Source organism: Dysgonomonas termitidis (assembly GCF_054657735.1).
On sequence record NZ_BAAHYD010000003.1, the window covers coordinates 1,138,184 to 1,153,272 of the forward strand.

The 15,089-nt window shown below is 45.2% G+C and carries 14 protein-coding genes and 1 pseudogene; 9 read left to right on the forward strand and 6 right to left on the reverse strand.

Annotated elements, in window-relative coordinates; genetic code table 11:
- Positions 1 to 25: 25 nt before the first annotated feature.
- From ACYQ3L_RS25570 to ACYQ3L_RS25580, 3 genes are all read left to right on the forward strand, one after another.
- Complete coding sequence (locus tag ACYQ3L_RS25570) at positions 26 to 2,032, forward strand: portal protein (RefSeq protein WP_380002072.1); 2,007 nt, start codon at positions 26 to 28, stop codon at positions 2,030 to 2,032.
- Positions 2,032 to 2,529, forward strand: coding sequence for a hypothetical protein (locus ACYQ3L_RS25575; RefSeq protein ID WP_380002070.1), 498 nt, complete (start codon positions 2,032 to 2,034; stop codon positions 2,527 to 2,529). The genes ACYQ3L_RS25570 and ACYQ3L_RS25575 overlap by 1 nt, the downstream gene beginning before the upstream one ends.
- 236 nt (positions 2,530 to 2,765) lie before the next feature.
- The gene (locus ACYQ3L_RS25580; RefSeq protein ID WP_459952515.1) at positions 2,766 to 3,512 is read left to right on the forward strand and encodes a phage antirepressor KilAC domain-containing protein; all 747 of its coding nucleotides are present in this window, start codon (positions 2,766 to 2,768) and stop codon (positions 3,510 to 3,512) included.
- Between the two features lie 145 nt (positions 3,513 to 3,657).
- Here the strand turns inward: ACYQ3L_RS25580 and ACYQ3L_RS25585 are convergent, their stop codons facing one another.
- From ACYQ3L_RS25585 to ACYQ3L_RS25610, 6 genes and pseudogenes are all read right to left on the reverse strand, one after another.
- The gene (locus tag ACYQ3L_RS25585; RefSeq protein WP_379995096.1) at positions 3,658 to 5,154 is read right to left on the reverse strand and encodes a RagB/SusD family nutrient uptake outer membrane protein; all 1,497 of its coding nucleotides are present in this window, start codon (positions 5,152 to 5,154) and stop codon (positions 3,658 to 3,660) included.
- 13 nt (positions 5,155 to 5,167) lie between these two features.
- A complete protein-coding gene (locus ACYQ3L_RS25590; protein WP_379995093.1) occupies positions 5,168 to 8,371 on the reverse strand; it encodes a SusC/RagA family TonB-linked outer membrane protein in 3,204 nt (1,067 codons plus the stop codon).
- A 105-nt stretch (positions 8,372 to 8,476) separates the two neighbouring features.
- Positions 8,477 to 8,638: pseudogene (locus ACYQ3L_RS25595) on the reverse strand (hypothetical protein); the annotation flags it as partial.
- A complete protein-coding gene (locus tag ACYQ3L_RS25600) occupies positions 8,599 to 8,787 on the reverse strand; it encodes a hypothetical protein (RefSeq protein ID WP_459952516.1) in 189 nt (62 codons plus the stop codon). The pseudogene ACYQ3L_RS25595 and the gene ACYQ3L_RS25600, both read right to left, overlap by 40 nt.
- 478 nt (positions 8,788 to 9,265) lie before the next feature.
- Positions 9,266 to 9,775 carry a rhomboid family intramembrane serine protease gene (locus ACYQ3L_RS25605; protein WP_459952517.1) on the reverse strand — a complete coding sequence of 170 codons (510 nt, stop codon included), beginning with the start codon at positions 9,773 to 9,775 and terminating at the stop codon, positions 9,266 to 9,268.
- A 46-nt stretch (positions 9,776 to 9,821) separates the two neighbouring features.
- Positions 9,822 to 10,196, reverse strand: coding sequence for a hypothetical protein (locus ACYQ3L_RS25610; RefSeq protein ID WP_459952518.1), 375 nt, complete (start codon positions 10,194 to 10,196; stop codon positions 9,822 to 9,824).
- A 313-nt stretch (positions 10,197 to 10,509) separates the two neighbouring features.
- Between ACYQ3L_RS25610 and ACYQ3L_RS25615 the strand changes: the two genes are divergently transcribed.
- From ACYQ3L_RS25615 to ACYQ3L_RS25640, 6 genes are all read left to right on the forward strand, one after another.
- On the forward strand, positions 10,510 to 11,283 hold the full coding sequence (locus ACYQ3L_RS25615) for a hypothetical protein (RefSeq protein ID WP_459952519.1): 774 nt from the start codon (positions 10,510 to 10,512) through the stop codon (positions 11,281 to 11,283).
- A 70-nt stretch (positions 11,284 to 11,353) separates the two neighbouring features.
- The gene (locus ACYQ3L_RS25620) at positions 11,354 to 12,796 is read left to right on the forward strand and encodes an SU10 major capsid protein (protein WP_380002038.1); all 1,443 of its coding nucleotides are present in this window, start codon (positions 11,354 to 11,356) and stop codon (positions 12,794 to 12,796) included.
- Between the two features lie 4 nt (positions 12,797 to 12,800).
- Positions 12,801 to 13,181 carry a hypothetical protein gene (locus ACYQ3L_RS25625; RefSeq protein WP_380002036.1) on the forward strand — a complete coding sequence of 127 codons (381 nt, stop codon included), beginning with the start codon at positions 12,801 to 12,803 and terminating at the stop codon, positions 13,179 to 13,181.
- Positions 13,182 to 13,218: 37 nt separating this feature from the next.
- Positions 13,219 to 13,863, forward strand: a complete 645-nt coding sequence (locus ACYQ3L_RS25630; RefSeq protein WP_380002034.1) for a hypothetical protein — start codon at positions 13,219 to 13,221, stop codon at positions 13,861 to 13,863.
- A 111-nt stretch (positions 13,864 to 13,974) separates the two neighbouring features.
- Positions 13,975 to 14,583 (forward strand): hypothetical protein, encoded by a 609-nt coding sequence (locus ACYQ3L_RS25635; protein WP_380002032.1) that lies wholly within the window; start codon positions 13,975 to 13,977, stop codon positions 14,581 to 14,583.
- A 137-nt stretch (positions 14,584 to 14,720) separates the two neighbouring features.
- Positions 14,721 to 15,017, forward strand: a complete 297-nt coding sequence (locus ACYQ3L_RS25640; protein WP_380002030.1) for a BACON domain-containing protein — start codon at positions 14,721 to 14,723, stop codon at positions 15,015 to 15,017.
- Positions 15,018 to 15,089: the final 72 nt, after the last annotated feature.

Consider the following 15,089-nt stretch of genomic DNA (forward strand, 5'->3'; position numbering starts at 1 on the left):
AAAAATTATTAACGACCTCTTGTTTATGTCAGAAGCGAAAAAAGTAAACCTGAAAATAGCGGCTAAGTATTTCCCACAAAAGGGAAGGGAAAAGATAGATACCGTAAGCGGCGGCACATTCAAAAAAAACGACCATGTACTGACGGATGCCTATACGGCATGGGCTGCACTGGATAAGTTCAGGAACAATGCCAGGCGCAACAAGAAATATACATTCGAAGACCAGTGGGGCGACCATATACGGGTCGGCTGCAAGACAGTCACGGAACGCCAGCATATACTGAACCAGGGAGGCGTGCCTTTACAGAACAACCGTATGCGCTCCATCATGCGCTCGGTAGTCGGGGTGTTCCAGTCCACACAGACCGAACCGGTATGCGTCTCCCGTGACAGGGACGAACAGGGGAAGGGCGAGATGATGTCGGCAACCCTGCAATATGTATACCAGTTAAATAAGCTCTGGGGGCTGGACAGCGTAAACCTGCAATACTTCCTGTTCTCCGGCATCGGTATTTTCAAAAGCGTGTATGGCTGGCGCAACGGCAAGATGGATGTATGGAACGACCTTGTCAACTACAACGATTTCTTTGTAGACCCGGACATGAAAGACCCCCGGCACAGCGATTGCCATCTGGTAGGACAGTTGCACGATAAGTCCATCCACCAGGTAATGGCGCAGTTTGCCGGCGGCTCTCCCCAAAAGGCCGGATGGATAAGGGATATCTACGGGAGGTGCAGGGATGAGGAAGCCACCGTTACTTATGTAGCCGATACCCTGCACCAGGATATAAACGAAAGCAAGAATTTCTTTATGCCTGCCAATCCCGCACAATGCAGGGTTATCGAGATATGGAAAAAGGAATACAAGGAAAGGCTCCTTGTACATGATACGCTGACGGGAGAGTTTTACAAGGAGGAACTAAGCGCAAAGGCAGGCTTCGATACGGAAAACAATATCAGGATACAGCAGCAGACGGCACAGGGCATTGCTCCGGGCGATATGCGGCTGATAGACTATAAATGGTTTATCGATGAATACTGGTATTTTTATTACATGACCCCGCAGGGGGATGTACTCAAAGAGGGCGAAACGCCTTACTGGCATGAATCGCACCCCTTCTCATTCAAGATATACCCCTTTATAGACGGGCAGGCCTTCCCGTTCATCGGGGACTTTATCGACCAGCAACGCTATATCAACAGGCTGATAACCTTACAGGACTTTGTTATGCTGGCTTCCGCCAAGGGAGTGCTGCTGTTTCCTGAAGATTCGCTCCCCACAGGTTATACAATGGACGATATCGCGGACAGTTGGGCCGTATATAACGGGGTGATCGCATACAAGCCCGCCGCACACGGGAAAATACCGCAGCAGGTCATCGCCAATTCGTCACAGACGGGAGCATACGATATGCTTTCCATACAGTTGAAACTGCTGGAAGATATATCGGGCGTGCAGGGCGCGCTACAGGGCAAAGCTCCCGCTGCCGGAACGCCTGCCTCCCTGTATTTGCAACAGACACAAAATTCCACGACATCCCTGACCGAGATATACGAGGCATTCAGGGAACTGAGGGAAGAAAGGGATATGAAAAATATGAAGCTGATACAGCAGTTCTATCCCGACAGGAAATACATCAACCTGAACAGGAATAATGCGAGCCCGGAATCTATCGTATATGATGCGAAGCTGGTGCGCGACGCGGAGATAGACCTGAATATAACCGAAAGCACATCCACGCCTGCATACCGGATGGTAATGAACGACTTCCTGATGCAGATGTTCCAGTTGGGGCAGATAGATATAGAGCAGTTGCTTGAAAACGGGGCTTTCCCCTTTGCCGACAAGCTGCTCCAGTCCATCAAGGCCAAAAGGATGGAAGCGGAGCAGGCGCAAGAGAACATGATGCTGGGCCGGGCAGTACAACCTGCCGGACAGGGAGTCGTACCGCAGGATATACAGCAGCAGATCGCACGGAATACGAATCCGCTGATACAAAACATGTTGAACAATAACAAGAAGGTTGCCTGATGAAACTGCTTACATTTATATTTTCACATGAACAGGTGTTCCGGGCGGTAAAGCAGGAATCGTCCCAGCTTGCCGTCAGGAGGCAGGATAAGAACGGTAATCCCCTGTTTGAGCAGCTTGTTTTCGATGAGGCTTACCTGCCCAGGTTCAGGGAATTATTTTTTCATGCGCAGGGACAGGTTGCCCCTGTACTGGCAGCATATCAAAAGGACATACCCGTCAATGTGTCTTATTTTGAAAGGGCGGATTTTACAACGGACAGGGATTATATTGTATATCTGGGCATGGACGATGATTTTAATATGCATATGGCAAGACCTGTAGAGGATTACATCTTCCATTTTATAAAAGACTGGATCATGTACGAATGGCTAAAGGATAAAAGCCCGGACGATGCATCCGTTTATTTGGCTGGCACAGGGAAATACAGGACGGATATAATGATCGGACTGGCGCAAAAGATAAATGTAAGGAGGCGAAGGGGGTATTGGTTTTAAGTGAAAAGTGAAAAATGAAAAATGAAAAATTAAGAATGAAGAATGAAAAGTGAATTAGTGGGCCTTCATACAAAAAGTAACAGGGGTGTAAATAAGTATCCGTGCGGTAGTTCCGGTGTCCTGTTTATCCTGCATAAATTTGTCTTACCGGATATATAACAAAAACAAAGAGGCTACCAAAAGTTTAGCGACAACGGGCACCTCTTTGTAATATACATCCTAAAACGGAATATATTATGACAATGACAAATGTAGAAAATTTTAACCGGAAAACAATGTCGAGCCGTGAAATTGCGGAGCTGACAGGGAAAAACCATCAACACGTGTTGCGGGATTGCGATAAGCTGAATGAACATTATGAGAATTTACATTTACCCAAAATTGGACAGATGTTCAGCATCAGGCAATTACCAAACGGAGGGGAAACGAAGGACAGGTATTTTGAACTATCCAAAATGCAGACTTTCGACTTAATGACGGGTTACAGTATTGAACTGAGGATAAAGGTTAACCGCCGTTGGGAAGAACTCGAAGCTAAGGCCCTCCCCCAATCCGAGGATGAAATGCTGCTTCTTGCCATGAATACCCTGGCAAAGCGTGTGGAGGCTCAAAGGCAGCAGCTCCAAATACTCGGAGGACAGAATGAACAACTGGTTAACGAAGTGAAAGCCTTAGCCCCTAAAGCTGCCTATACGAATGAGGTATTACAATCCACATCCACTTACACGATGACACAGGTAGCCAAAGAACTGGGAATGTCGGCTATTGCCCTGGAACGTGAATTAAAAGACCGGGGCGTCATGTTCAGGCAGTCGGAGCAATGGCTGTTATATGCAAAGTACCAGGACAAAGGTTATACCCGGCCACGGACACATAGCTACGAACGGAAGGATGGTACGAAAGGAACCAACACCATCACCGTATGGACTGAAAAAGGAAGGGCGTTTATCCACCGTTTATTTCAACGGGCCGGAACTGTGTAACTATAGCAAAAAAAACGAAAGAGCCCGGGCCCGGACTCTTTCAATGTCAATGCATCACTGCATCAAGAGTGTGTTTGTATAAATTGGTTACGACATAAAGGAGCGCATCCTGTCCCCTGTATCATAAACTGCTTTTTTATATTATCTAATAGTTCTTTTCCATCAATGTATTATAGTCCGTTTCGGCTTTAGGTATTTCATAATACCAGCCATTATCTGTCGGTTGTTTTTCTAAGAATCCACAGAATGCCGGGTTGAAATTACTTCCGGTACGATTGACAGGTAAATTCAAACGTTTCAGGTCAAACCAGCGGAAACCTTCACCCCATAGTTCGATACGGCGATGATTCATAACCTCTTCCGCTAAAGCAGTTCCCGTATTTCCTGAATCGGTATATCCGGGATCACGTTCTGCGATCAGTTCTTGCAAATACGTCCTTGCAGGAGTATCCTGTCCTGAGCGGGCATATGCTTCAGCAGCTATCAGATAGAGTTCAGAAATACGCATGAAAGCAAAATCTCCCACCGCGTCAGCCGTGGAACGGGCCGTAAATTTGCGATTTTGATAAACCCGTTTGTTATAGGTACTGACTGTTGGTACTGCGGCGGTACCGGTCGGATCCCACCATTGGCGGCGCAAATCGGTTGGCGACATTAAATCGTAAGTTGATTGGCTGATACATTTTATCCCTGTTTTAATGGAACTGGAGTTGAAATTCCATGACATATACGCATAGAATGAATAGAAATACACCGTTTGGTCATCTTGGGTGATGGCAGCATACAAGGCTTCCTTCGTTGCTGTGGTAATGTTAGCAAATCCATTCATAAGTTCCGCCTGCTTCATGACAGACTTCCCATTGGCTTTAGCCAGATTAATAGCTAAAACGGCCTGGGTAGCGGCTTCAGGATAGTTCTGTTGAGTTAAGGCGACTCTTGCCCTGAGTCCGGCAACAACAGCCGGGCTATAGTGATTAACAGCCGGTTTATACCCCTCCAGCAAAGTAGCTGCCGCCGTCAGATCCCTGTTGATTTTTGTATATACCTCTTCAACTGTATTACGGGCCATTTCTGTTACTTCCGATGATTCCCTGTAGGGGATGCCTAACTGGCTATTACCAGCTCCTGCGGCATAACGTTTGGCGTAGTACTGAACGAGTTGGAAATGAGCCCAGCCCCGGATAGCTAAACATTCCCCCTTGATCTGGTTTGCCAAAGGCTCTGTAGAGCCTGCATACTTGGTTTCTAAATTCTCTAATATTTTATTGGCATTCAAAATAAATTGATAATAGGTATTCCATACGCCATAATTATAAGAAGAGCTTGCATTTGTGTTGATCGCCCATGTATGATGTGTTTGGTGCCATGTTTGTGTATCCCAGGTCATATCGTCACCATGAGCTTCGCGTCCGATAATGAAGCCGGGTTCACCGCCCATTCCCTGATTACTCAGGTCTTGTGAAACCATCTTACGATGAATTCCGTTTAAGGCGATATACAAGCCATCCAATGTACTGCTGACTGTCTCTTCAGAAATGGAACCTGTCGGCGTGGTTTCCAAAAAACTGTCGTCGCAACTTGAGAGTATAAACAATGCTGCAAGGGCGACAACGCTAATCTTTATTTTATATATCTGTTTCATAATTGCTTATTTTTTAGAATGACATGTTGAGGCCAAGCGTGAATGTTCTTGCCGGCATATATACGTTATAGGTAATACCGTTGAAGTTCTGTTGAGGGTTCAACCCTTGTCTTGCTTTCAACATAAACAGGTTTTCCGCATTGAAGGTAAGTTTGGTCTCCCGTATCTGCACTTTATTAAGCAGGTTCTTTGGTAAAGTGTAGGATAGATTCACTGAACGCAGGTTCAAATAGTCTGTACTTACCAGCCAACGAGTGGAATAAGATTGTCCTACATTGGTATTATGCACGGCTGTCTTATCCAGGCGAGGGACGTCGGTCACATCGCCTTCGGCTTGCCATGCCTTTCGTACATCTATGCTCATTGCATAACCGTAATTAGTCATATCCATCATGTTGAGATACATGTTGTCAAGGGTTTTACCTCCCAGTTGATAGGAGAATACAGCGCCTAGCGAGAATGCTTTATAGGCTACATTGAAATTGAAACCCCCAAACCATTTAGGAATGGCGGTTCCGCTAAAATCATATTTCGCATAACTATAAGAATTTGTCACGGGGACACCATCTATTTCTTGTACTGTTTTTTCGATAGCAGCGGTTAATGTGCCCTTTTCCTTGTTGTAAGCATCCGTATCCAGCAGATATAAACCATCGCCATTAGCAGGATCGACCCCATACCATTGTCTCAACCAAAATTCATAGATAGAACTGCCTTCCATCAGTTTTTTGGAACCGTCTATCAGTCCGTTTTCTTTGTTTTCGTCCGGCATCTTCAATATTTTGTTTGTGATGCGTGTGGCATTCGCGCCTATATTCACCGCCCAATCATTATTCTTAAATACCTGGTAGTTGACCTCAAGTTCTATACCGCTGTTTCTCACTTTACCAATGTTCTGCAACAGTGAACTTGCCCCCGTGGAAGTAGGCACATGTACATTGAACAGCAGGTCTTTGGAGTCTTTCTGAAAATATTCGATTGCTCCGGATAATTTACCGAATAAAGCAAATTCAAGAGCTGCGTCTTTAGATATTTGCGTTTCCCATACAAGATTTTTGTTGGATAAAGTAGAGAAATACACTCCTGCGTCGGGCCCATTATTGATACCCAGGTCATACAATGTCTGATAAGGGTAATAATCATTGTCGCCATCGGCGTCAAGTGTGCGGTCAACACCTGTTTCCCCATAAGAAACCCTCAATTTCAGATTGTCTATCCAGTTTATATCCTGCATAAATTTTTCTTCGGAGATTCTCCAGGAAGCGCCATAAGACCAGAAATCTCCCCAGCGGCTATCTTTGGAAAAACGGGAAGTTCCATCATGCCTGTAAGAGAAAGAACCATAGTATCTATTATCATAATCATAGTTCAAACGAGCCAGATAGCCTTCCTTTTTATAGGTGTCCGTATAAGAAGAAACACTGCTGATAGTTGTAAAGTTAGGAAATTCATGTACGCCGCTGAATACTTCACCCACTTTCATGGAATATAAATATTCGTAAGAGTAAATATAAGTTTCATGGCCGGCCAGGACATCGATATGATGCTTGCCTATCGCTTTATTGTAGCCGATCAATTGATTCAATGTTTGCGTTGTACTCCGGGTAGATGTGAGAGCCAAACGTCCCGGACCGGCGGTTCCGTCTCCTACTAACGGGTTTTCATATACTCTGGCACGGTAATCGGTGCCATCGATGCTATAATTAGCGGTAAGCGTTAAGTTGGTAATGGGCGTCAAGGTGATATATGTGCGCCCCGATGCATCATTCCGGTTAAACTGACGGCTGTTATAATCTGTTTCCGCCAAAGCATCACGGCCGTTGCCGGAGAGGCGCGCCCCCGCGTAGTCCCAAATATATTCTTTCGGATTGGTGGTCGGATTGCCGGCGGCATCCAGGTAGGCTCCGGTATTCAGGTCATGCCTGTGTACAGGATATATAGGAGCCATGACCCTGACAAAACGGGTAAGATTGCTGTAAGCACTGGAATTGCCCGAAGTAGAAGATGAATAATTAGATTGAGAACGCGCATAAGCCAGATTCACCCCTGACTTAAACCATTTAACCGGAGTGATGTTGTGATTTAAGCGTGCCGACATGCGGTTGAAGTTGGTCTTCATCATGTAGCCTTTATCATCAAGATAAGATACGGAAGAATAGGTGTCACTCTTATCAGTTTTGCTACTATAACCGAGAGAGTATTCCTGACGATAGCCATTGCCAAAAGCGGCATCTTCAAAATCCAGGTCATCACCCCATTTCAGGTTTGTTGCTCCGGGGTTTAGTTTACCATCCAGACCAACGACTTCACCATCGGCTATACCCACGAATGGATTATATTTCAATGTACTCACAATGTCTCTGGAAGCGATTTCGGCAGCTTCGGCTTGCGATTTGCCGCCGGTAACACCTGAGTTTTTCAACATCTGCCATTGCAGTGGGTAATACTCATATGCATCTACTTTAGCATAATCAGCATAAGCCCTGTTTGACCAGCCTTGTGTAACATTTAATGTTACACCTGCTCCCTGCCTTCCTTTTTTAGTTGTGATTAAAACGACTCCGTTACCTGCGCTTGAACCGTATAAGGAGGTAGAGGCAGCATCTTTTAATATAGTCATTGACTCAATGTCACTTGGATTGATACTGGCCAGATTCCCGTTATAAATAGACCCGTCTAAAATATAGAGGGGTGCATTGGAAGCATTCACAGAACCAAATCCACGGATACGAATACCTACCGACTCCCCGGGTTGGCCTGTAGTGGTACTTACTTGCACACCGGTGGCATTTCCTTCGATCGCCGACAAGGCACTTGTAATAGGCCGGGAACTGATTTTATCAGAATTGACTACGGATGCAGAACCTGTAAAGGATGATTTCTTTGCGGTTCCGTAAGCCACTACCATTACTTCATCCAACAACTGAGAATCATTTTCCAACGTAATCTTCAAATTTGTTCCGGCCGCAACCTCTTTGGTCTTCATGCCAATAAGGGAAATCACTAATGTTTTCTTATCTGCTGAAACATTTAAAGAGAAACTTCCGTCTACATTTGTTATAGTGCCGATAGAGGTACCTTTAACTACAACGGATGCCCCGATGGCGGGTTCCCCCAACTCATCGACAACAGTTCCCGAGATCTTTGTCGTTTGCGCCGCAATGTATCCTATACTTAGTAATAAGCAGGATAAAATTAACATCACTCTTTTCTTCATACTTAATACACAATTTTATTATTAAAATACCAACATACCTGTGAGGTCTGCTTTTTGAATTACTTTTTATAGACAGAGAGACAGGTAATTACCGGCTCAATCGTTTTAAAACAAGTAAGTCCGGAACCGAAACGGCCCGGATGAAAAACGAAAAATCCCTGCACAGTCTAAAAAACTGTACAGGGATTGTACTTTTAAAAAAAAGTATATATTTACAATTACAATTATTATACGCGGGCGTACTGCTCTCTCTCTCTCTCTCTCTCTCTCTCTCTCTCTCTCTCTCTCTCTCTCTCTCTCTCTCTCTCTCTCTCTAACAAAATACGGCTAACTTCCAAATTTCCAGGCGGAAAAATGAACGCACATACCGTACGAAAAACGGTGGATAATCTGCTTACCCTGCCTGTTTTTATCATAGAATCCAATTAAAAAATCCGGACACCTGCCCGTACAAAAAGAATGCCTCCCGTACGGAAAAGATGTAAACAAAATCAACGGAAACGCCATCCTGTGCGAAAGGATTCCGGCATTTCAGCTACCGGTTATTATACCAAGCACAAAGTAACAACAAAGGTAGAAGCCGGCATTCATAATATTATTACCTATTTTTATCCGTTTATTACCTATTTCGCAACTATAGTTACATGTGGTTGTGATATTTATAAATTTCAGCAACCGCACATATATATCCCACTTAAATATTCGCTTATAAAGTGTTTGAAAGATTGTATCTGTCCGTGTATAAGCGCATATTTGCGATGATCGCTATTTTCGAAGGTTAGCTGCGGTCTTTAACAATAGAAATGAGATAGTTACATTAAGCGGACACTGGGAAATGAAGTGAAAAAATCATATTGAGTTGAATATTCAGGGCAATAAGATGAAATTCCGGAATCAGTCCGGATCATTATGTGATTTTAACCGTACCAGAGGTACAGATACGGCAATCCCAATTACCAGTGAGTACAGGTGAAGTAAAAAATTACTATCCTCTTTTACAAAGCTGACGGACAAAGAAATCACAATACAGCATATATATAGCAGGTACTTCCGTGTATCTGCTATTTTTATATGCTTATGTAATAATGTGATACCCAGGTATAATCCTGTCATTGCATAAACAATGCCGGATATACCGACAGTGGGTTTATCGTACATCGCACCAAAGGAAGCCAGGGCAGAACAACCTAAAGATATACCAAGGAATACCCATTTATTCAGATGCTTCTCCATAGAGGTGTATATTCCGATGAAAGCGAGTGAATTTATCAGTAAATGAAGTACAGACGCATGCCGGAATATATATGTGAAATGAGTATATAACGGAGATACATTTGTATAGCCTAATTCATTCCCAAAGAATATATACGTTAGTATCAGGATGAGGATAATCAGGTATTTCATGCTTTTAATTTGCACATCGGCACATTAGATAATCAGCACATTAACTTTACTTTCCCAGTAGTTTATAGTACAGGCTTATTGCCCGTGCTTCCGATATATAAAAACGCGGGGCTTGTTGCTCCGATAATATTTTTGCTGCCTGTGCAGGGGTATAATTGTTTTGCTGCATTATCTCTTTTGCCCGTTTCAATACTTCCGTATGCAGTTGCCTGGATATTTCATTCTTAGGCAGGTTGTTCCCATTGTTACTGATAATCTTCATATAAACCCGATAATGTATATAGAATGACCCGGCCTTTTTATAGATGGCTTTGGATGCTATTCCGGATACTGTCAGGCGAGTGCCTTCTTCTTTCCTGACAGCTTCACAAGCCTGTAGGAAATCTTTGTTCCTGTCTTCTTCGTAAAATAAGTTAGCCATGTGAAAAAATTAATTAAGAATGAAAAATGAAGAATTAAGAATGCAATGTGCCAATATTTTTAAATGAAAAGTGAAGAACGAAAAACGAAGAATAAAGAATGAAAAATATTTTTCACTTATCACTTTTAGTTTTTCACTTTATCTGCTAATTGCTTACCCGGTTTAAAATTCGGGATTTAGGAGGGAACACGGGACTGTATGTAAGGATACTTATTTACATGGTTATTACTTTTTGCATGAAGTACGGCAAAAGCCTTGTTTATTCCATTTTTTTGTTATGCAGAATCGATGGAACTGTATAACTATTAAAAATATGGCAGAAACAGATGTAACAAATACAGAAAAGCCGGCAGGACGTAAAGGCGTCCTTGCAAAATTTATGAAAGCAAATCCCGGATTTGAAGGTGAACCGACAGAGGAACAACTATGGGACTTTGCAGGCAATGACTATGCAGGCCTGAAAGGGACGCATAAGAAAGTCATGTCGGGACAACAGGGACTCCATGACTATATCTCCGGAGACCCCCGTTTCGGCGCGGCTATCGGCATGAGCTTCGGCGAAGGGGAAGATAAAATCCCGTTCAACCATGCGCTGGGAAGACTGTACGGCCCGGATGCATTCAGCGATGATGAGGATTTTATCAGGGGTACGCAGGAGTATAACCAGGCACAGGCCCAAAGCCGTAAGGAACAGGAAGAAGCGCAGGAGAACTTCCGGGAATCCCTGGAAAGGTTCGGGCAGTATGTTGCCGACAACCAGTTGCCGGAAGAAAGGAAAAACGCCATTTATGACGGGCTTATGCAACTGGCGGAGAGCTTCCTGATGGGTAATATCCCGACGGAGATATTTGAACTGATAGACAAGGGCCAGACCAGGGACAATGATGTTGAGGAAGCTATCGCAACCGCCGAGATCGAAGGCAGGAACCAAACCATAAAGGCAAAGATGAAAGAGAAAACGGAGCGTCCGGATGGTATTGTGGATATGGGAAGCGGGACAGGGCCGGAAGCGAAAGAACAGGACAGGCAGTTGTTCCAGCCACGGCCCGAAAGCGTTTACGACCAGTTGAAGGAGATTAAGAGTTGATGTGCCAATATGCCAATTTGAAAATGTGCCAATGGTACGAAGAGAAAATTATTAAAACGATAAAATAAAAATGATGAAGAGATTTTATGAGAAAATGAAGGACAGCGGATTATTCGTGTTAATAATCATGCTGTTGTGTTCCGTATTCGGGGTGATGGATGCGGGAGCGATGACAGCCGATGTAGCCCCGGCTGTGGAAATAGAGTTCTCGAACGGGAAGCCGCAGGGCGTAGCCGCACATGGGGACGGGGCCAACCGTCATGAGGGGATGTCGGTAGAGTTCACGGAGGATAACGTAGAAAGGCTGCTGCTGGAGCAAATCGACTCGGAGATCGTAAAGATCAACCGTTACAGGTATCCCCTCGATACCATCGCCCGGAGTATAGGCAAAGCCCGTACAAAGAACAGCAAGTCTCAGGTGGTTACTTATTACAGTGTCGCCACCTTACCGTCCGACAGTATAATAACAACCGCATTTGCAGGAGGCAGTGCGCAAACACCCCTTACTTTCGGTGAAGACGGGCAGGACAATGCACTTATAGCTATCAACCAGACCCTGATCGTAAAGGGGGTATTGGGATATAAGGTTAACGGCAAAGCAGGGACAAATGTACAGGATACACGGCCCTTATTGCTGTATGTCGTAGACAGGCACGCGGACGGAAGGCCTATTGTTATTGCCGTGAACGGGCAGGGCGCAGGCTTTACAATCCCGGCCATCCCGGCAGATTCGGAAGTTACCATAGCCGGACGCGCCGCTTCCGAGTTCCAGATACGCACCGATGTCTATAACATCCTGCCGACGCCTTCCAGCCAGTACCTCCAGAAGTTCATCGCGGAAGTGGAAGAATCCACCTTCTTCGAGATGCGCAATAAAGAGGTCAGGTGGACTATTTCGGATATTGTCCAGCAGGCCCTGGATCAGATGCGCAAGGAAACCAACAACTCATACTGGCGTTCATCGGCTGCAATCCGCAATGTCAAGAACAAATACAACAGGAAGCCGGAAGATACCTATTTTACGGAGGGGATATGGACACAGGCGGGAAAAGACCTGGACGCCGCCGGAACAGGCATTACCGCATCCCTGCTTATCGACTGGATGAATGCGGGGTTTAGCGATAACGCCGCCTCCGATACCAAACTGATGATGTGCTCTCCCGACTTTATGGCCGAACTGTGCAAAGCGCCGTTGACACAGAATATGTGGTATGGCTCAAAGAAAGACTTCTTCGGGCTGAAAGTAACCCCCATCGAATCGCCTTTCGGGACGCTCGTGCCTATACTGGATAAGTCGATGGTCGAGGCCGGGTTGCAGGGATGCGCCTATATGCTGGATGCCGACTATATGACAAAATGGACGATGGGATGGCGTTCTGAAAAACTGGATAATGTAAAGAACGGGGAAGCCGATAGCCAGGGCAGGCTGCTGATCGAAGCCAGCGGCCTGACATTATCATTCCCTGACGCCCATGCCAGGTTATATTTAAACCGTTCACAATTCGAAGGATAACAATATGAGGAAAGTATATTTTTCAAAGGATAAGGCCAAAATCGTTTTCGCCGTAAAGTTAAGCGGGGGAGTTAAGAATGTTACGTTCTCGAATTTCGGGGGCTCATACGCTACTTCCTGTAAGGAGGAGCAAAAGGCGATAGAGGACAGTTTTTATTTCAAAAGGGGACTGGTCTATACGGCATCAGGCACTGACGGGGAACAAAGCGAGGAAGAGGAAGAAAGCGGTTCGACGGAAATAGGGCATGTAACCAATATACAGCAGGCAAAGGAACTGCTCCGGTCGAGCCCTTACAATATCCCGTACCAGCAGTTAGGCACTCCGGAGAAAATACTCAGGGCAGCCGGGGAACTGAATATTTCATTTCCGAAGCTCAAATTATAAGGCAGTTTATACACTCAGGTAAAAAGGTAAAGCAGGTATGAAGGCAGAATTTACAGCGCGTGTGATGCAGGTAATGAATGAGACCGGATGGGACGATTCAGGCCCGGAGGCTTTTATAGGTTCGGATACGACAAAGGTGGAAAAGCATATAGGGGCCGTTTTTGCAGATGCATGGCGGAAAGCCGTCAACCTGCTGCCCAGGACATATTTCACCGTCAAAGACTTTTCCGGGCAGGCAATTTCCCCTGATATATCCAAAGGTACGGGATATGTGGTTTTGCCTCCAGACTTTTACAGGCTGGCCTCGTTCAGGATGAAAGGATGGCAAAAGGCGGCCGAGACGCTCTATGACAGTTCCGATCCCATTGCATCTATACAGGCGAACGAATATACGCGCGGGAATATCTGCCGTCCGGTATGCGTGAGGAATATACTTCAAACGGATGAAGGGATAAGCACCGTACTGGAATATTACTCCCTCCCCAAAGGATATAAGCATGAAATATCGGAAGCCCTGTACATACCCGTTACCGCTCCGCTTAGTGACGGTACTGTCATAAGTGACAAGCTGTTTATCCCCCTGGCGTACCTGTGCGCAGGCATGGTGTTCGATCTGTTTGAAAAGCCCGCAATGGCGAAAGTAATGGAAACCAGGGCAATGGAATGTGCTAATACCAATTAGCTAATATGCTAATTATCTAATGTGCCAAACAACGTTCGCCGAAGCGTAGGCGAGGCAATATGCCAATATGAAACAACGTTCGACGGAGTGTAACGTAATCAAAATGTGCCGATGAACAGATGTCAGCAAAATGGATGCGGGGATAGTATCCCTCCTTACGACTTCAATAAAATACCATTGCTCAGGTATCAGAAAAAGCCTGTGGTCTATATCGACGACCTGTATATAAAATATCCGCAGGGGGGAGAGGCAGGGTGGTACGCCCTTGTATTATCGGAAGGCAATTTTGCCTACTGGAATATGGAAGAAGATAAGTGGCGGTTTACAGGTGCAGGCGGGGCATATGTGAACTTCTACACCGATACGCAGATACTGACTTCCGTATCCGGTATAATCCCTATGGGTACGACAACGGTAAGCATATCCGCCTCGGAAACGCTCTCGCTTGTCCGGCTGGAGAAATTAAAGCCCGGTTATGTTATGAGTATCCGTGTACGCAATACTTCGCAGACGCTGGTATTCGTAACCCTGCCTACCTCGGAGGAGTATGAAGTGGACAAGTGGTATCAGGCAGCTATTTATCCGGGTATGGTAACGGAGTTTATTATCCGGTGTTTTGCTCCGGGAAAGTATGCAATAACCTATATCATTCATAAGAAGTCGGAGATAGTCCCTTCACCGGGCAGCGCAGTATATGATGCAGGAGGGAATGTGATATAACAATGGGTCAATTTATTAATGTGCCGATGTGCCAATTTAATTAGCAAATGTCAGATCAGCTAATTAGCAAATGAATAAACTGTCGCTTCGCGCCAATTGGCACATCGGCATATTAAACAATTATAACATTAAAAAATATGGCAACAACAAAACAGATAACGGTAACGGGCGTAACAACCGGCGTAAGCTGGACAGCCTCTTCCAATCAGGCATGGTGTACCCTTACAGGAGGAACCGGTACGGGCAACGGCAGTTTTACAATCGCATGTGCTGCTTACACATCCACATCGGCAGACAGGTCTGCAACGGTAACAGTGACGCCTTCGGACGGGGGAGCCCCGGCAACGGTAGCGGTAACACAGAAAGCGCGGTCGGCTGTAGTGGTAAACCCTACAACAGTCACATTCGATGCTGCGGGGAATGTACTTTCATAATCAATGTGCAGATTAGCAAATATGCCAATATGCCAATGACGCAAGGCGGTGAAATAAAAAAGGTAAGACTGC

What these genes read in the sequence shown, in the direction of transcription:
- ACYQ3L_RS25570 (WP_380002072.1), top strand. Translation starts at nt 26, where the DNA reads ATGTCAGAAGCGAAAAAAGTAAACCTGAAAATAGCGGCTAAGTATTTC.
- ACYQ3L_RS25575 (WP_380002070.1), top strand. Translation starts at nt 2,032, where the DNA reads ATGAAACTGCTTACATTTATATTTTCACATGAACAGGTGTTCCGGGCG.
- ACYQ3L_RS25580 (WP_459952515.1), top strand. Translation starts at nt 2,766, where the DNA reads ATGACAATGACAAATGTAGAAAATTTTAACCGGAAAACAATGTCGAGC.
- ACYQ3L_RS25585 (WP_379995096.1), bottom strand. Translation starts at nt 5,154, where the DNA reads ATGAAACAGATATATAAAATAAAGATTAGCGTTGTCGCCCTTGCAGCA.
- ACYQ3L_RS25590 (WP_379995093.1), bottom strand. Translation starts at nt 8,371, where the DNA reads ATGAAGAAAAGAGTGATGTTAATTTTATCCTGCTTATTACTAAGTATA.
- ACYQ3L_RS25600 (WP_459952516.1), bottom strand. Translation starts at nt 8,787, where the DNA reads ATGATAAAAACAGGCAGGGTAAGCAGATTATCCACCGTTTTTCGTACG.
- ACYQ3L_RS25605 (WP_459952517.1), bottom strand. Translation starts at nt 9,775, where the DNA reads ATGAAATACCTGATTATCCTCATCCTGATACTAACGTATATATTCTTT.
- ACYQ3L_RS25610 (WP_459952518.1), bottom strand. Translation starts at nt 10,196, where the DNA reads ATGGCTAACTTATTTTACGAAGAAGACAGGAACAAAGATTTCCTACAG.
- ACYQ3L_RS25615 (WP_459952519.1), top strand. Translation starts at nt 10,510, where the DNA reads ATGGCAGAAACAGATGTAACAAATACAGAAAAGCCGGCAGGACGTAAA.
- ACYQ3L_RS25620 (WP_380002038.1), top strand. Translation starts at nt 11,354, where the DNA reads ATGATGAAGAGATTTTATGAGAAAATGAAGGACAGCGGATTATTCGTG.
- ACYQ3L_RS25625 (WP_380002036.1), top strand. Translation starts at nt 12,801, where the DNA reads ATGAGGAAAGTATATTTTTCAAAGGATAAGGCCAAAATCGTTTTCGCC.
- ACYQ3L_RS25630 (WP_380002034.1), top strand. Translation starts at nt 13,219, where the DNA reads ATGAAGGCAGAATTTACAGCGCGTGTGATGCAGGTAATGAATGAGACC.
- ACYQ3L_RS25635 (WP_380002032.1), top strand. Translation starts at nt 13,975, where the DNA reads ATGAACAGATGTCAGCAAAATGGATGCGGGGATAGTATCCCTCCTTAC.
- ACYQ3L_RS25640 (WP_380002030.1), top strand. Translation starts at nt 14,721, where the DNA reads ATGGCAACAACAAAACAGATAACGGTAACGGGCGTAACAACCGGCGTA.